Origin of the sequence: Diaphorobacter aerolatus, assembly GCF_014489535.1 — a bacterium.
GTDB classification, from domain to species: Bacteria; Pseudomonadota; Gammaproteobacteria; order Burkholderiales; family Burkholderiaceae_C; genus Diaphorobacter_A; species Diaphorobacter_A aerolatus.
On sequence record NZ_CP060783.1, the window covers coordinates 4,670,991 to 4,687,595 of the forward strand.

Here is a 16,605-nt window from a genome sequence, read left to right on the forward strand (position 1 = left end):
CGACACAAGGGAAGATCACCGATGATTGAATTCAACCGTCCCTGGGAAGACGCCGACGTAACGCTTTTTCGGCAGAACGTGAGCCGCTTCATGCAGGAAGAACTTGAACCCGGCGACGAGGCCGCGCGCCAGCAGGGACATGTCGGTCATGCGATATGGCGCAAGGCCGGTGAATTGGGCTTGCTGTGCACCGACATCCCGGACGAGTATGGCGGCGGTGGAGGCGACATCCGCCATGAAGCGGTGATTGGCGAGGAGCTCTATCGACGCTCGCTCACCGGCATGAACATCGCCGTGCACAGCATCGTTGCGCACTACCTGCTCAACCACGGAACAAGCGCTCAGAAGCAGCGCTGGCTCTCGCGCATGGCGCAGGGCGAGCTGGTCGGCGCGATAGCGATGACGGAACCCGGCGCGGGTTCGGACCTGCAAGGCGTGCGACTCCGAGCCACGCGCGATGGCGACCACTACCTGCTCAACGGCACCAAGACCTTCATCAGCAACGGATTTCTTGCCGGGCTGGTTTTGGTGGTGGCCCGAACGGATGTGCAGGCAGGAGCCAAAGGGATTTCCATCTTCGCGGTGGAGACCGAGGGACTCGCTGGATACCGCGTGGGACGTGTGCTCGACAAGATCGGCATGAAGGCGCAGGACACCTCGGAGCTGTTCTTTGATGACGTGCGCGTTCCTGCGGACTGTCTGCTCGGTGGACAGGAGGGCAAGGGCTTTTATCAGCTGATGTCCGATCTCTCGTTCGAGCGCTTGCTGATCGGTGTGAATTCACTCGCGATGATGGAGGGTGCCTACGAGGCCACGCTGAAATACGTGCGCGAGCGGCAGGCGTTTGGAAAGGCGATTGCGGAGTTTCAGAACACACGCTTCAAGCTGGCCGAGATGGCCACGCAGATTCGGGTGGGCCGCGCCTTCATCGACCAATGCATCGAACTTCAGTTGCGCGGCGAACTGGATGCGACGACGGCGTCGATGGCGAAGCTCTGGGCGTCGGAGGCGCTTGGCCGCTGCGTCGATGAATGCGTGCAGTTGTTCGGCGGCTACGGCTACATGAACGAGTATCTGATCGGTCGCATGTACGTCGATACCCGCATACAGCGCATCTACGGCGGCACGAGCGAGATCATGAAGGAGGTCATCGCGCGGGCCATGTGAGGCCGTGGTTCAGAGGATGAGCCGCAGCCTTCGTGCAAGCGCCACGGCCTGGGTGCGGCTCGTGGCGTTCAGCTTGGTGTTGATGTGGCGAAGGTGGGTGCGCACCGTGGTGTCGGCGACCACCAGCTTTTCCGCGATGGCGTTGTTGGAATAGCCTTCGGCGAGAAGTTGCAGCACATGAAGCTCCTTGCGCGTGAGCGGCTCGGCCAGCGGGGTGGGCGTGTCCTGCAGCGCATCGGGTTCGGCGCTGATCTGCGCATCCGCACGAATCTGCGCGAGGTATTCCGTGAAGATCGGATCGTTGTCGGAACTGTCGTGCTCCAGCGTGCGGGCGAGATAGCTGCACAACAGCGGCTTGATCCACGGAACCTCTTCGAGCACCAGGCGCACGAAGCCTTCGCGACAGGCGATGTGCAGCAGGGCATCGATGCGCTGAAGCGCCTCCTGATGATGACCGGCGCGGTGCTCGGCCATGGCCTGGATCAGGCGCAGCTTGAGCGCGCGACGCTGGCGACCGTGACGCTCCGCCTCCGCAGCACGGCTTGAGGCCTCGATCAGCGCGCCGGCAGCGTCACCAAAGCAGGCGTTCCAGCGCAGTTGCGCGAGTGCCGGGTATTCGATGTCCTGCGCCAGCAGGCGGGAGTTCTGCAGGTCACGTGGCTGCGTGATCATGGCCGCGCGGTTCAGTTCCTCGTGGGCACTCTGGCTGTTTCCCTGCTGCATGTAGATGCGTGCGCGCTCCAGGTGCGAAGCGGATATCAGGCGCGGAAGATGGCGCACATGCCCGAGATGCTCCAGCTCCATCAGCGAATGCAGTGCGGCGTCCACGTCGCCCGCTTGAAAGGCCAGGCGAGCGCGCAGCGAGTGCCCAAGGATCATGTGATCGGGAAGTCCCACATCGCGCGCCATCGGCAGGTAGATGTTGAGCAGGTGATCGGCCTTGTCGAGCTTGTTGGCCTCGTACATCGCAAACGCGTGCAGTACGCCAGCCCATGCGTTGCCGTGGCTTTGGTTGAAGGTGGCGAGATGCGTGGCCTCGACCGCGATGCGAAAACGGGCCGAGGCCTGACGCATGCGACCTTCGAACAAATCCAGAATGCCTTCGAGGGACTCTGCATACATGCGGTTGAAGGCGCTCCCACCGAAGCGCGAACGCGCCATGTCGAGCAGCTTTCGCGATTCCTCCGGCACGCCCAGGATGGAGGAAATGTTCGCCATCAAGTTGAGCAGCGCGCTGTCGGCGAACGGCAGGTCGGAGGGGAGCGCGGCAAGCGCTCGCATGCCGAATGCATGTGCATCGGCGTAGCGGTCCAGCAATGCGAGCAGCATGGCCCGTAGCGAGAGGTAGGCAGATGATCCTTCCGCCGTGACTTCAGGCTCCTGCATGGGATCGCTCAAACCCATTTGCGACAGCGTCTCCAGCGGGCCACGCGTAAAGCAGTTGGCCCAGAGTGAGAGATGCCATAGCCGTGGATGCATCAGCAGCAACCCGGCGTCCAGGCTCTGGAACCAGCGGTCGAGCAGGCGCAGTCGGCCTTGCTCCTGGAACGATTCCGCATGCATCGACAGCAGCGTGATCGCGCGTTGCTGATCGTTGGCGAGCACCGCATGATCGATGGCTGGGACCGGCCTGCGCTCGGCCTCGTAGGCCAGCGACGCGCCCAGATGCAGGGCTTGCGCGGCGTTGGCGCCGCGCTGCTCAAGCCGCGCGCGCAGAAAAGATGCGAACAGGCTGTGGTAGCGCCAGGTCGGCGGATCATTGCCCACGCGGGCCAGGAACACGCCGCGCGTGGACAGATGTTCCAGCATCGCGGCGCAGTCGATGTCGGGGCACAGTGCGGCACAGATCGGTGCGGTCAGGTGCCGCAGCACGCTGGTGCGCAACAGGAATTCGCGCACTTCGGGCGATTCATGGGCCAGCACGTCTTCGGCCAGATAGTCCACAAGCGCCTGATCCGATCCCGAAAACCGTTCGGCGAGCGTGACTGCCGCGTCCGGCCGGTGCTGGAGCGCCAGCGATGCCAGCCACAATCCCGTGGCCCAGCCCTCGCATCGCTCGTGAAGCGTGAGCATGGCGTGCTCGGGCAAGGTGGCCAACTGGTTGCGTAGAAAACTGCGGGTCTCGTCGATACTGAATCGCAACTGCGGTGGCCCGACTTCGATCAGCTGGCCGCGTGCGCGCAATCGTCCGAACCCGAGATCGGGCCAACTGCGGCAACCCACGACGATCTGGCCACCACGTGGCAGGCGTTCGATCAACTCGCGCAGCAGTCCGAGCACCGCCGGGCTGCGCAGCGCGTCGAGTTCGTCCATGAAAAAGGTGAAGCCGCTCGGATGCATAGCGATGCCGTCAACCGCCTCCAGGGGGCCGTAGGGGTGCGACGTGGCGATACCGGTGCGCACCATCATTTCGCCGAGATAGTGCACGAAGCGCGAGAGATCGTTGTCCTGCGAGTCCAGCGTGAGCCATGCCACTGACTGGCCTTGCGCCTCGAGGCTGCGGTAGTACTGCATCATGGCCGTGCTCTTGCCGAACCCCGCCGGAGCCCGCACCAGCACCACGCGCGCACTGCTGTGCGTGCCTCCCAGCCCAGCGGGCTGACGCATTACCTGATGGGGCGTGGTCGCTGGCGGCGTGAGCTTGGTGTCGAGGTGAGGAATGCGGGAAGACGTCATGGAGAGCGGTAACGAAACGGCTTGATCGCAGTTTAAGCGAGGGGCTGTTCACGCCGGTCCCTACGCCCGCCTCGCCGTGAGTCCTTTGGACAACGGCAAACGCCGCATGCCCAGGCTGGGACATGCGGCGCGGCGCAGTGAAAGAGCGGACTACTTCTTCACGAGCTTGCAGGTGCTTTGCTCGATGGGGCGAAACGCCTTGCTTGCGGGGATGACTGCCTTGAGTTTGTAGTAGTCCCAGGGCTTCGTCGATTCTTCGGGAGTCTTCACTTCGTAGAGGTACATGTCGTGCACCATGCGGCCATCGTCGCGGATCTGGCCGTTCTGCGCGAACACGTCATTGACCGGAAGCTTCTTCATGGCTGCCACGGTGGCTTTGGCTTCGTCCGTGCCTGCCGCCTGAACGCCCTTGAGGTAGTGGAGCACGGCGGAGTAGGTGCCAACCTGAACAATGGTGGGCATCTTCTTGCGCTGATCGAAGAATCGCTGGGCCCAGGCACGCGATGTGTCGTTGCGATCCCAGTAGAAGCCGTCCGTCAGAAACAATCCTTTGGCGGTCTTGAGGCCAAGCGCATGGATGTCCGTGATGTGAATGAGCGATGCGGCCAGCACCTGCTTGGGCGTGACGCCGAATTCGGCGGTCTGCTTGATCAGGTTGGCGGTGTCGCCTGCGGCGTTGGCCAGACCGATCACGTCGGCCTTGGAGGCTTGCGCCTGCACGATCTGCGAGGAGAAGTCGCCGGCACCCAGCGGGTGTTTGGACGAGCCCAGCACCGTGCCGCCTGCTCCCTTGATGGCTTCCTCGAAACCGCTGCGCAGCGCCTTGCCGCCCGCGTAGTCGGCTTCGATGAAATACCAGGTCTTCTTGCCGGATTCCGTGATCGCGCGGGCCGTGCCCTGACCCTGCGAATACTCGTCGTAGGCCCAGTGAATCGTGGTCTCGTTGCAGTCGTCGTTGGTGATGCGCAGCGAGGCTGGGCCGGTGGGGATGACGACCTTGTTTTTCTCGGCGGCCAGATTCATCACGGCCAGCGTGACGGCCGATGAAGGCAGGTCGGTGATCATGTCCACGCCCTCGCGGTCGAACCAGGTGCGTGCGATGGATGCGCCGACGTCGGGCTTGAGCTGCATGTCAGCGGACAGCAGCTTGACCTTGAAGTTCGGCTTGTTCTGCGCGACGAAGTCATCGATTGCCATCTGCGCGGCAAGCACGGAACCTCTGCCGCTCGCGTCCGAGTACACGCCCGAGAGATCGGTCAGCACCCCGATGCGAACCTCGCCATCGGAAACGCCTTGGGCAGCAGCGTGGCTTGCGGCTCCGGCCAGCAGCATTGCGGCGGTCAGCGCGCGAAAAGGGGAAAGGGTGGAACCCGGCATGCGTTTGTCTCCTGCATTGTTGAAGTGGCTGAACAAGCGGCCTGAACCTGCGCCTGTCTATCTATCTGTCAGCCATTGTTCAACACGCATGTGCGACGAGTGAATCGTCTTATCGGACGATCTTGCAGTGCGAGGGCTACGCATTTACCCGAATGGGCCGAGACGGGCAGGTCGGCGAATCGAAGGCGAACTATTTCTGCGGCCGCACTTCATCCACCAGCGCCCTGAATTCATCGATGTCTTCAAAGCTGCGGTAGACGCTTGCGAAGCGGATGTAGGCGACCTTGTCGAGTTTCTTCAATTCGCGCATGACCAGTTCACCCAGGCGTGCCGAGAGTATTTCGCGCTGGCCCAGATTGAGCAACTTTTCCTCGATGCGTTCGATGGCGTTGTCGATCTGCTCGGTGCTCACCGGGCGCTTGCGCAGCGCGAGCTTGAATGAGCCGTGCAGCTTCTGGTGATCGAACTCCACGCGGCGACCGTCCTTCTTGACGATGGTGGGGAAGTTGACTTCGGGGCGTTCGTAGGTGGTGAAACGCTTGTCGCACGCGCCGCAGCGGCGGCGGCGGCGGATGAAATCCCCATCTTCGGATACGCGGGTCTCAGCCACCTGGGTGTCCGGGTGTCCGCAGAAGGGGCATTTCATGTCAGTGGCCTGGCGTTGCCGTGCGAATGATCAACGGTAGACCGGGAAGCGCGACGTGAGTGCGTGGACCTTCTCGCGCACCGCGGCGATGTTGGCCTCGTCACGCGGGTTGTCCAGCACGTCGGCGATCAGGTTGGCCGTGATGCGGGCTTCTTCTTCCTTGAAGCCGCGCGTGGTCATGGCGGGCGAGCCGATGCGGACGCCGCTGGTGACCATGGGCTTTTCCGGATCGTTGGGGATCGCGTTCTTGTTGATGGTCATGTGGGCCGCGCCCAGCACGGCCTCGGCTTCCTTGCCGGTGATGCCCTTGGCGCGCAGGTCCACGAGCATCAGGTGGCTTTGCGTGCCGCCGCTCACGATGCGCAGGCCGCGTTGGGTGAGGGTTTCGGCGATCACCTTGGCGTTCAGCTTCACCTGCTTCGCGTAGTCCTTGAACTCGGGCGAGAGCGCTTCCTTGAATGCGACTGCCTTGGCCGCAATCACGTGCATCAGCGGGCCGCCTTGCAGGCCGGGGAATACGGCGCTGTTGATGGCCTTTTCATGTTCGGCCTTCATCAGGATCACGCCGCCACGTGGGCCGCGCAGGCTCTTGTGGGTAGTGGTGGTGACGACGTCGGCATGCGGGACCGGGTTGGGGTACTGGCCACCGGCGATCAGGCCGGCGTAGTGGGCCATGTCCACCATGAAGATCGCGCCGATTTCCTTGGCGACCTTGGCGAAGCGGGCGAAGTCGATTTCGAGCGAATAGGCGCTGGCCCCGGCCACGATCAGCTTGGGTTTGTGCTCGCGGGCGAGCGCTTCCATCTTGTCGTAGTCGATCTCTTCCTTCTCGTTCAGGCCGTAGGACACCACGTTGAACCACTTGCCGGACATGTTCAGCGGCATGCCGTGCGTGAGGTGACCGCCTTCGGCCAAGCTCATGCCCATGATGGTGTCGCCGGGCTTGAGGAAGGCGAGGAACACCGCCTCATTGGCCGATGCGCCGCAGTGCGGCTGCACGTTGGCGGCGTCCGCGCCGAACAGTTCCTTGATGCGGTCGATTGCCAGCTTTTCGGCGATGTCCACGAACTCGCAGCCGCCGTAGTAGCGCTTGCCGGGATAGCCTTCGGCGTACTTGTTGGTGAGTTGCGTGCCCTGCGCCCACATGGCGGCCGGTGAAGCGTAGTTCTCGCTGGCGATCAGCTCGATGTGCTGTTCCTGGCGCTGGTTTTCGGCCTGAATGGCGGCGAAAAGTTCGGGGTCGGTCTGTTCGACAAGAATGTTGCGTTGATACATGGATGGCAGTCCTCAGCATTGGAAGTCCCTTGCGCCGAACGACGACAAGAGCTGCCCAGGCGAACGGCTGAACACAGCAGGCTCACAACACTGATCGATCATCGATCGACACATAGGCCCGTGCGGCACGCTTCCCCGTGGTTTGCAGGAGGGAATCACCTCCTGGCATATTCCACGTCAGCGGCGGGACATTGCGTGTTTGCAATCTGCCCGCGCCTATCGCCAGTCGCGTACTCCGCTAGTGTAACTGACGCGGACGCCGCTGAACGCGATGTCAGTGGTTCAACATGGCCACTTTTTCGGCGCTCTGGGCAGGAGCTTCGGACTCGATGGCTGCGGGGAGGTTCGCCGGTATGGGCGTAGAAGGCGTATCGGCGGCAGGTGCCGTGGCCTTGGTGGACAGCATCGGCGACTGCGCCGGTGCGGGCTTGGGGCGGGAATCGGTGCGGGCGTCACAGCCGTGGTGGGTATGTTCTGGCCGTTGGCGACCTGACGCAGGCGGAAGTGCTCGGACAGCACCTTGGTGGCGTATCCGCCATCATCGGGCAGGTTGGCAGCGCCGACGTAGTAGCGCAGGCCGCCCTCGAGCGAACCGGCACGTGCAATGCACTCCTGGAGCACCTTGACGCCCACGCGCATATTGGTCACCGGGTCGAACGCGGCGTGATTGCCGCCGAAATCGTCGTACTTGTCGTTGTGCACACGGGTCATCACCTGCATCAGGCCCTGTGCGCCGACTGCGCTTTGTGCAAACGGATTGAAGCTGGATTCGATGGCCATGATGGCCAGGATCAGGGTCGGGTCGAGCTTGGTGCGCGAGCCGATGGAGTAGGCCTCCGACACCAGCGCCGCAATCGGCTCCGGCGCGACGCGGTATTTCTTGCTCAGCCAGTACGCAACCTTGGCCTGCTCGCGTGGCAAGTCCTTGGGATTGGTCGCGGTGGCGCGATCCACGGCGCCGGGCTCGATGGGCGAGCCGATGGCCGCGACATGGCGCTCGTAGAGCCAGGCGCGAAGGTGGTCTTCTCCCATGTTGCGCAAATCAGGACGTGCTGCCAGCGTGATGCACACGAATGCGACGCTCAGACCGATGAGGGCGAAGCTGCTATGGGTCAGCTCCATGAAACCGTCGGCGACGTCTGAAGCAAAGGTACGAATGCCCGCGAGCACTGATGATCCTGAAGCTGTCACAAGCTTTCCTTTCTCTAGTTGAAGAATGATTCCTGAGTCAAGCAACCGGCGTCGTCATCACGCACGGTTCTTACCAGGCTTCTTCGCCTGGATGGGGTCAAGTTCCGGGTCTGGCTCGCCTACCTGGGTGTGTAGATGAGGAAAGACGAACTGACTAAAGCCGAAATGGCAGCAGGGGGGCGGGTTGGGGTAAACCCGTTTTTTTAGTGAATGGCGGATTCTAGGAGTTCCCTAAATTCTAGGTCAATACTAAAAAAACTATTTGTTAGAATTTAATTGTCTAACAACGACTGTGTATTTCATCAGTTTTTCGTATTTGCGGGCTTCCCAGCCGAAAATGTTGCCGCTCGCAACGATCCGAGAAAGTTGTTGTAAAAAGAAACTTTCAATCGTCATGTAGATTTGATTGAGAGAAAAACATGGCAATTCCGATGCTGAAGGCGTAGATTCAAGTTGCCTGCTTGATGCAGTGCATCGCTGAAAGGATCAGCGTTTTGCCTGAGACGCGGCACGCAGTGCCACCCGGGTAAAACCAGTCCAGAAGGCACCTTTGAGAGCAATCTCTTGCTCTCCGCCACGGGGACGCAACTCTCCCCAGATGGCGAAACTGATGGCAAGGACCGTTGTGTCAGCCATCGAACCCGGTGATCGGTTACGCTGATCACCGGGCTTATTTGTTTGTGGGCCGCACCGGCGCATCTGCCAGCCCTGCATCAAGGTGGCCACAGCATTTTTGCGCTTGTTTACAAAACAAGAGTGCCAATTTCTGATGCAATCACGATATGACCTCTGAGAGCACCGCCCAAGCGTGAGCCGAACGCCGCTTGCCATCTTCCGATCCCACAAGTGGCTCAGGCGCATCACGTGGCTGGCGCTTGCCGTGGTGTTGCTGGGCGTGATTCTCTGGCTGGCCGTTCCGCCGCTGCTTCGCAGCAGTGTTGAGCGCTATGGCTCGGAATTTCTGGGACGCGCGGTCAAGGTCGGAGAAGTCCGGTTCAAGCCATGGGCGCTTCAGCTCTCGGTGCACGATGTGTCGATTGCCAGCGCGGACGGAGCATCGAGGCAAGTGGAGATTGGCCGCATATATATAGATGCCGCAGCCCAGTCCCTGCTGCGGCTTGCTCCGGTGCTCGACGCCATCGAGGTCGACACGCCGAAGCTGCGCGTTGCGCATCTGGCGCAAGGACAGTTCGATTTCGACGATGTCCTCAAGCGCATTGCCGAGCGCGCAAAGCCCAAGGACGAGGAAAAGACGGGCGAACCGCAGCGTTTCGCCCTCTACAACATCGTGCTGCGAGGCGGCTCGGTGGAGTTCGATGATCGCGTCGTGGGCCGCAAGCAGTCGCTCGACAAGCTCGACCTGAGCATTCCCTTCCTGAGCAATCTCAATGCCGACCGCGAGGTCAAGGTCACGCCGCGACTGGCGTTCGCGCTCAACGGCAGCCCGTTCGAGTCCGTCGCGCAGGCCACGCCATTTGCCGACACGCGGCAGGCCGATGCGAGTTTCAGGATCGATGGTTTCGATCTCGCGCCGTTCGCGGTCTATATCCCGAAGTCGGTGCCGGTCCAGCTCAATGCCGGTTTGCTCGACGCAGACCTGCGGCTTGCGTTCGAGCAGAAGGACACGGCCAAGGTCGGCGTAAGCGGCAAGCTGGCGCTGCGCGAGGTGAAGGTGTCCGATGTCGGTGCGAAGGAACTGGCCTCATTCGACCGGCTGGATGTGGCGCTGGCCGACATGCAGCCGCTCAAGGGCGTGGTGCATGTCGCGTCGCTGCGGTGGGACAAGCCGCGCTTTGCGCTTCGGCGTGACAAGTCGGGGCAACTGGAAATTCCGGGCATGGCGGCGTCCGGCGAAAAGCCCAGGCGGGCGAGAGAAACCAACGCCCCGGCTTCCGGGCCGAGCAAGTCGGCGGCGGGGAAGGCCGGCGTACAGCCCGAGTGGAATGTGCAGGTCGATCAGGTCGGCTTGCGCAACGGTGTGATCGATTGGCGCGATGAGGCGGTCACCGGGGAGCCTGCGCATTTCAATCTACAGAACCTGCAGCTCGACGCGCGCGCCATTCACTGGCCCATGAAGCAACCCGTGCAGTTCAACGGCAAGACCGAAATCACGCCGCTGAATGCTTCGGGTGGCGCGGTGAAAAACCCGGCAACGCTGGGCTTCGAGGGCAGTGCCGATCTTGAACAGGCCAAGGTGGCAGCGAGCCTGCGCGGGCTGCCGCTCGACTGGGCAACGCCATATCTCGCGGGCATCGTTGCGGCGCGTGTCGGTGGGCAGCTCGATCTGGATTTAGGGCTGGCTCGCAACGGCGAACGCCTGATCGCGAACATCGGCCAGGGCTCGATCAAGGATGCGGCTTTGACCTGCACCGCGTCAGCAGAGCGTTGCCGCACGCTGGTGGCTGCCGGAGTTCCTGGAGCAAGGCGCGACACGTTGATTGAATTGGGCGCGCTGGAACTGCAAAACACGCTCGTCGATCTGTCGCGCCGCAACGTGTCGCTGGGCAAGCTCTCGCTGGTTCAGCCCCGCGTCTACGTGGAGCGTGCGCAGGATGGCAGGCTGATGTATGAGGACTGGCTGGTTGCGTCGAAGACCGCGCCGGATGGATCCGGCGACAAGAAAGACCAGGCCGCCGCCGAATCGGCCTGGACGGTTGTGCTGGGCGAGGTCGATCTGAAGGACGGCGCGGTGGTCGTGCGCGATGCGGCAAATGCCCAGCCCATGCTGCTGCGCGTGAATGCCTTGCAGGCCCAGGTGCGTGATTTTTCGTTTCCCTCGAAGAAGGGCGGCGTTTTCCCGGTGCAGGTGTCGGCGCGCATTGCCGGCTCGGGCCGTGCGGAGCCCGGCAGCCTGCGCTATGAGGGCCATGCGGGCCTCGAGCCATTGACGCTCAACGGCAAGGTGCAGGCGACGGCGTTGCCGCTGCAGGTGGCCCAGCCCTATCTGCCCAAGGATTTGAACGTTCGTCTGGTGCGCGCCGACGGCAGCTTCAACGGCGACGTGAAGCTGCTCATGGGCGACAAGGGGCCGACCGCCAGCGTGAAGGGCAATGCCGGACTCGACGACGTTCGCGTTCGTGCCGCGCGTACCGGCGGCGCGCAGGACAGGGGACTGGCGTCTGGCCGTGATGCAGAGGATTTGTTGAACTGGAAGGCGCTCGCGCTCAAGGGATTGGCCGTCGAGATGGCACCGGGCAAGCCGCTGGCTCTGGACGTGGCGGAAACCACGCTCAGCGACTTTTTCGCACGCGTGATCGTGCAGGAAAACGGTCGCATCAATTTGCAGGACATTCAGGGGCAGCCGGTTGCCGCCGAGGGCGATGCCAAGGGCGCGGGCGACAAGAAGACCGACGCCGCCGCGACCAGGGGCGGCAAGCAGGTCGCCCAGGTTGCTCCCCCCGCACAGGCCCCCGATCCAATGGCACCCGTCATCCGTTTCGGCCCTGTGAATCTGGTGCGTGGCGCGATGTATTTCACCGACCACTTCGTCAAGCCGAACTATTCGACCGATCTCACCGAACTCAATGGCCGCCTGAGCGCGTTCTCGTCGGTGCGTCCCGCAGGCGCGGAGAGTTTTGACATGGCCGACCTGCAACTGAGCGGCAAGGCCGAAGGCACGGCGGCGGTCGATGTGTCGGGCAAGATCAATCCGCTGGCCAAGCCCCTGGCGCTCGACGTCAAGGCGCGCATGCGCGACCTCGAACTGCCGCCGCTCTCGCCCTACAGCATCAAGTACGCAGGGCATGGCATAGAGCGCGGCAAGCTCAGCATGGATGTGGCCTACAAGATCGATCCGAGCGGCCAGCTCACCGCAAGCAACAAGCTCATCCTGAAACAGCTCGCGTTTGGCGAGGAGGTCAAGGGCGCGCCCGCGAGCCTGCCGGTGCGTCTGGCCGTGGCGCTGCTGGCGGACCGCAATGGTGTGATCGACGTGGATCTGCCGATCAGCGGCTCGCTCAACGACCCGGAGTTCAGCCTCGGCGGCGTCATCTTGAAGGTCATCGGCAATCTCATCATGAAGGCCGTGACGGCACCGTTCTCACTGTTGGCGGGCGCTTTCAGTGGCGGCGATGAGCAAGGCTCGGTGCCGTTCGACGCGGGCAGTGCGGCGCTCAATAAGTCGGCGCAGGAGCAGCTCGACAAGGTCGCCAAGGCGCTGACAGATCGACCTGCGCTCAAGATGACGGTGGTCGGCTGGGCCGATGCGGAGTCCGAGAAGGCGGCCATCAAGCGTGAACGCCTGAATGCCATGGTGCTGGCGCAAAAGCGCCGCAAGGTCTCTCGCGATGGTGGCGATACGAAGGATGTCGTCGCCGTCGCGCCCGGCGAATACGCCGAGCTTCTGAAAGAAACCTACAAGCGCGCCGACGTCAAGAAGCCGCGCAACATGGTGGGTCTCGCCAAGGATCTGCCCACCGCCGAGATGGAGGCGCTGTTGCTCGAGAACCTGCAGTTGCAGGACAATGCCGCGCAGGAACTCGCCCTGCAGCGCGGCGTGGCGGTGCGCGACTATCTGGCCAGCCAGAACGTGCCGATTGACCGCCTGTTCGTCGGTGCGGGCAAGTTGCAGGGTGATCAGGCAGCGGATACCAAGTGGTCTCCCAAGGCTGAACTCAAGCTCGCCACACAATGATTTCGAGGGTTCCGTGGCCGTCGGCAACCCCAATGCCGACGGCCAAAATGGTGTCCCGAAAAGGGTCGGGTCAAAACCGCGTCAAAATAGCGCCTTGGCGAAACTACGCAGGCTGGCAGCGGGGGGCCCTCAACGGGCGATATAGCTGCATCGGCCAAATTCATTTCCAATAGGTTTCATGTTTCCTTTTTCTTCTCGCAAAAAAATGTCCGACGCACCAGAGGCGGCACCTGCTCCCGCCAAAGCCAGTGAACCCCATCCGCTTGATGCATTGACCGGCGGGGCTTTTTCGGCCGCCACGTCCGGCGAGCGCGCTTCACGTATTCGTGAATGGCTGGCCACGCAACCTGCGCAGGAGCAATTGCAGGAAGTGTTCAAGGAATTGAGCGCTCGCGACAAGGGCGCTGCGCGTGCCGTGCGCGAGCGTCTCGACGAAATCAAGCGCATGCAGGGGCAGGAAGCGATTGCCGCCGAGTGGGCCGACAAGGCAAACGCGCTGCTGGGTGCGTCGCGTCTGTCGATTGCCGATGCACTGGCCTGGCAGCGCGATGCCGCGAAGGCGGGCGCTCCGCTGTCGCGCGAGCCGCTGTCGGCGCTCAAGACGCAGATTGCCGACCGCGTCAAGGTCATCGAGGACCTGCAGCACCGCGTGCAGGTGCAGCGCGAGACGGCCGTGCTGCTGGCGCAGCGCATCGAGGTGCTGTCGACCAAGTCCTTTCGCGATGCCGAAGCGGCACTCGACAACCTGACGGCCGACGTGAACCGCTGGCAGGAACATGCCCAGGAACTCATGAACGACGCTTCTTGGGCGAGCGTGGAAGCGCGCTTCCCGCCGATGCTGGAGAGCTCGCGCACCCAACTGCTGGCGGTCTGGGATGCGTTCAAGTCGGCACTCGCGCAGACCACCGCTGCCGCAGCCAGCGCCGACGCGCCGATGCCGTCGGTGCAGGTCTGGGCCGATGAAATCCGCGTGCTGCGTGGGCAGCCGACCGAAGCCGACGCCCATGCCGCCAAGTCGGCGCAGGAGGCGGCCAAGCCCAAGGTCGATCCCGAAGTCCGCAAAAAGGCGCAGAGCGTGGTGCGCGAGGCGCTTGCCAAGCTCGAGCAGGAAACTGCGGAAGGCCACGGCAAGGCCAGCATCGGTGCGGCTGCCGCGCTGCGCACCGTTTTGAAGGCCAATGGCCGTCACGTGGATGGCGAGCTGGAGCAAAAGGTCAATGCCGCCTTGATCGCTGCGGGCGAACTCGAAGGCTGGCAGCGCTGGAGCGCCGATCAGGTTCGTGAAGACCTGGTCAACCGCGCCGAAGCGCTGCTCAAGCGTCCCGAAGGTCAGGAGCTTGGCGGCCGCAAGATGCAGGAAACGCTGCGTCAACTGCGCGAGCAATGGAAGGCGTCCGATCAGGGCGCTCCGGCCAACCACGCGCTGTGGAAGCGTTTTGACGAGGCCTGCAACGCCGCGCACAAGGTGGTCGAAGACTGGCTCGACAAGGTGCGCGCCGAAGCTGCGGAGCACAAGGGTGCACGCATGGCCCTGGTCGAGGAGGTCAAGGCCTGGACTGCCGCGCATGCCGCATCGACCGACTGGAAGGCCATGAGCCGTGCGCTGCATCAGTTCAGCGAACGTTGGCGCAATGGTGGTCACGTCAGTGAAAAGGTGTTTGCCGAATTGCAGCCACTGTGGAAGCAGGTGTTCGGCGATGCCGCCCGCCCGCTGGAAACCGAGCAGAAACAAAGCCTGGACCGTCGTCAGGCGATGATCCAGGAATCCGCCGAATTGAGCGCCGCGCCGATGCTGCGCATCGATGCCGTCAAGGCGTTGCAGCAGCGCTGGCAGGCCGAGGCGCAATCCGTGCCGCTGGATCGCAAGCGCGAGCAGAAGCTCTGGGATGCGTTCCGCAAGCCCATCGACGACGCCTTCCAGCGCAAGAGCGCTGACCGTGATCGTCAGTCCGCCGAACTGAGCGCGCGTGACAAGGCAGTGCTCGATGCTGCCAAGGCGCTCGAAGCCGCCAATGCCTCGGGTGATGTGCAGGCCATTCGCTCTGCGATGGATGCGCTCGATGCCGCGATGAGAAATTCCGAAGCGGCGAATGCGGCTGCTGCTGCCGCCGCCGACGGCGGTGTCTCGGCAGAAGCTGCTCCCGCAGAAAACGCCGCGCCCGACGACGCCGCGGCTGCCGGGAGCGGTGACGCCGAGGCCGAAGCCAAACCTGCTGCGGCAAAGCCGGTGCGCCCGGTGGTGGCGGTTCGTGGCGACGACCGTCCCGGTGCCAACAGGCCCGCGGCTGCCGCACCGACGGGTCGCCCTGGCCGCCCCGGCGAGCGCAATGATCGTGGTGGTCGGGGTGATCGCAACGACCGTGGTGACCGTGGCGATGCGCGCTTCTCGCGTGATGGTCGCGATGCACGCGGTGGTCGTGGACGGGACGATGACGCGCCACGCGCGCCTCGCCTGGGCGATTCCGCCTTCCGTGCGCAGCGCGACGCGCTGGATCACGCACAGAATGCGCTGCGCAAGCTGGCCGCTCAGGCACATGGCGAGACGCTCACGCGTTTGCTCTCGGCCTGGGAAGGGCGCGATGCGGAAAAATTGCCGTCCGCTCAGGAACTCGGCCGGCTGCAACCCGCAGTGCGCAGCGCCTGGGCGCAGGCGCTTGGTTCCGAGGCGAAGCCCGTCGACACCAACGCGCTGCTGCGCCTTGAGATCGCTGCGGACGTTCCGACGCCCGCCGACCAGATCACCGCGCGCCGCGCCTATCAGTTGCAGTTGCTCACGCGCCGCAATGATCCTTCGCCGCAGGAAACCTGGGGCAAGGACGTCGCCAGCGTGCTGGCTTCCGCAAGCGACGAAACCACGGCACGGCGCCTTCAGAATGCGCTCAAGGTGCTGCTCAAGAAGTAAGCGCGACGGACCTTGAGAGAGGGTTCGACACAACGCCCGGCAGGCCCTGTGCTTGCGGGGCTTTTTTTTGTTCTCACGATGGCGGTGTCCGCGAAAGGCTCGCGGGCTGTCGTGGCGCAATGAAAAAAGCCGTTGAACCTGCGTTCAACGGCTTTACATGTCTGGTGCCCAGAAGAGGACTCGAACCTCCACGATGTTACTCGCTAGTACCTGAAACTAGTGCGTCTACCAATTCCGCCATCTGGGCTTTCAGGGAAGCGGAAATTATAGCGTGAATTTCTGGCGTGTCGGAGCAGGCGGGTACCTGAAATCGACGCAGCGGGCGCGCGCTCTGCACGGCGCGAAAAACGAAAAACCCGATCACACGGGAGCATGATCGGGTTTCTGAATGTGGTGCCCAGAAGAGGACTCGAACCTCCACGATGTTACTCGCTAGTACCTGAAACTAGTGCGTCTACCAATTCCGCCATCTGGGCCTGCAAAAGGTCTGGAAGCCAGGCTTCAAATTCCGTTCAGAATTTGCTGCCTGCATACATTCCTTGATCGGTGCCTCTTGCAAGGCAGCGAAGAAAGTTTCCTGAAAAATAAAAAAGCCGCTTCATTTTCAGCGGCTCGCCGTCCATAGTCGTTAAACTTGGTGCCCAGGAGAGGACTCGAACCTCCACGATGTTACTCGCTAGTACCTGAAACTAGTGCGTCTACCAATTCCGCCACCTGGGCATTTCAGGAAAGATTTAG

At 62.8% G+C, this 16,605-nt stretch carries 8 protein-coding genes and 3 tRNA genes; 3 read left to right on the forward strand and 8 right to left on the reverse strand.

Annotation, left to right across the window (positions count from 1 at the left end):
• Nucleotides 1–21 precede the first annotated feature (21 nt).
• On the forward strand, nucleotides 22–1,167 hold the full coding sequence (locus H9K75_RS21925; RefSeq protein WP_187724133.1) for an acyl-CoA dehydrogenase family protein: 1,146 nt from the start codon (nucleotides 22–24) through the stop codon (nucleotides 1,165–1,167).
• Nucleotides 1,168–1,176: 9 nt separating this feature from the next.
• Here the strand turns inward: H9K75_RS21925 and H9K75_RS21930 are convergent, their stop codons facing one another.
• From H9K75_RS21930 to H9K75_RS21950, 5 genes are all read right to left on the reverse strand, one after another.
• Nucleotides 1,177–3,843: a LuxR C-terminal-related transcriptional regulator gene (locus H9K75_RS21930; RefSeq protein WP_187724134.1), complete on the reverse strand. Its 2,667-nt coding sequence runs from the start codon at nucleotides 3,841–3,843 to the stop codon at nucleotides 1,177–1,179.
• Between the two features lie 150 nt (nucleotides 3,844–3,993).
• The gene (locus tag H9K75_RS21935) at nucleotides 3,994–5,220 is read right to left on the reverse strand and encodes an ABC transporter substrate-binding protein (RefSeq protein ID WP_187724135.1); all 1,227 of its coding nucleotides are present in this window, start codon (nucleotides 5,218–5,220) and stop codon (nucleotides 3,994–3,996) included.
• A gap of 190 nt (nucleotides 5,221–5,410) precedes the next feature.
• Complete coding sequence (gene nrdR, locus H9K75_RS21940; protein WP_187724136.1) at nucleotides 5,411–5,866, reverse strand: transcriptional regulator NrdR; 456 nt, start codon at nucleotides 5,864–5,866, stop codon at nucleotides 5,411–5,413.
• Between the two features lie 30 nt (nucleotides 5,867–5,896).
• Nucleotides 5,897–7,141 carry a serine hydroxymethyltransferase gene (gene glyA / locus H9K75_RS21945; protein ID WP_187724137.1) on the reverse strand — a complete coding sequence of 415 codons (1,245 nt, stop codon included), beginning with the start codon at nucleotides 7,139–7,141 and terminating at the stop codon, nucleotides 5,897–5,899.
• Between the two features lie 282 nt (nucleotides 7,142–7,423).
• Nucleotides 7,424–8,332, reverse strand: a complete 909-nt coding sequence (locus H9K75_RS21950) for a lytic transglycosylase domain-containing protein (protein WP_187724138.1) — start codon at nucleotides 8,330–8,332, stop codon at nucleotides 7,424–7,426.
• Between the two features lie 808 nt (nucleotides 8,333–9,140).
• Here H9K75_RS21950 and H9K75_RS21955 point away from each other — a divergent pair.
• Together H9K75_RS21955 and H9K75_RS21960 are read left to right on the forward strand one after the other, a co-directional pair.
• Nucleotides 9,141–12,965: a DUF748 domain-containing protein gene (locus H9K75_RS21955; RefSeq protein WP_187724139.1), complete on the forward strand. Its 3,825-nt coding sequence runs from the start codon at nucleotides 9,141–9,143 to the stop codon at nucleotides 12,963–12,965.
• A 205-nt stretch (nucleotides 12,966–13,170) separates the two neighbouring features.
• The gene (locus H9K75_RS21960) at nucleotides 13,171–15,867 is read left to right on the forward strand and encodes a DUF349 domain-containing protein (protein ID WP_187724140.1); all 2,697 of its coding nucleotides are present in this window, start codon (nucleotides 13,171–13,173) and stop codon (nucleotides 15,865–15,867) included.
• A gap of 162 nt (nucleotides 15,868–16,029) precedes the next feature.
• On the opposite strand, the gene H9K75_RS21965 is transcribed toward H9K75_RS21960, so the two are convergent.
• From H9K75_RS21965 to H9K75_RS21975, 3 genes are all read right to left on the reverse strand, one after another.
• Nucleotides 16,030–16,114: transfer RNA gene (locus tag H9K75_RS21965), tRNA-Leu, on the reverse strand.
• 144 nt (nucleotides 16,115–16,258) lie between these two features.
• Nucleotides 16,259–16,343 (reverse strand) — tRNA-Leu (locus H9K75_RS21970).
• A 159-nt stretch (nucleotides 16,344–16,502) separates the two neighbouring features.
• A tRNA-Leu gene (locus H9K75_RS21975) sits at nucleotides 16,503–16,587 on the reverse strand.
• Between the last annotated feature and the right edge of the window lie 18 nt (nucleotides 16,588–16,605).

Coding starts and splice junctions, on each gene's coding strand:
- H9K75_RS21925 (WP_187724133.1), top strand. CDS start 22: ATGATTGAATTCAACCGTCCCTGGGAAGACGCCGACGTAACGCTTTTT.
- H9K75_RS21930 (WP_187724134.1), bottom strand. CDS start 3,843: ATGACGTCTTCCCGCATTCCTCACCTCGACACCAAGCTCACGCCGCCA.
- H9K75_RS21935 (WP_187724135.1), bottom strand. CDS start 5,220: ATGCCGGGTTCCACCCTTTCCCCTTTTCGCGCGCTGACCGCCGCAATG.
- nrdR (WP_187724136.1), bottom strand. CDS start 5,866: ATGAAATGCCCCTTCTGCGGACACCCGGACACCCAGGTGGCTGAGACC.
- glyA (WP_187724137.1), bottom strand. CDS start 7,141: ATGTATCAACGCAACATTCTTGTCGAACAGACCGACCCCGAACTTTTC.
- H9K75_RS21960 (WP_187724140.1), top strand. CDS start 13,171: ATGTCCGACGCACCAGAGGCGGCACCTGCTCCCGCCAAAGCCAGTGAA.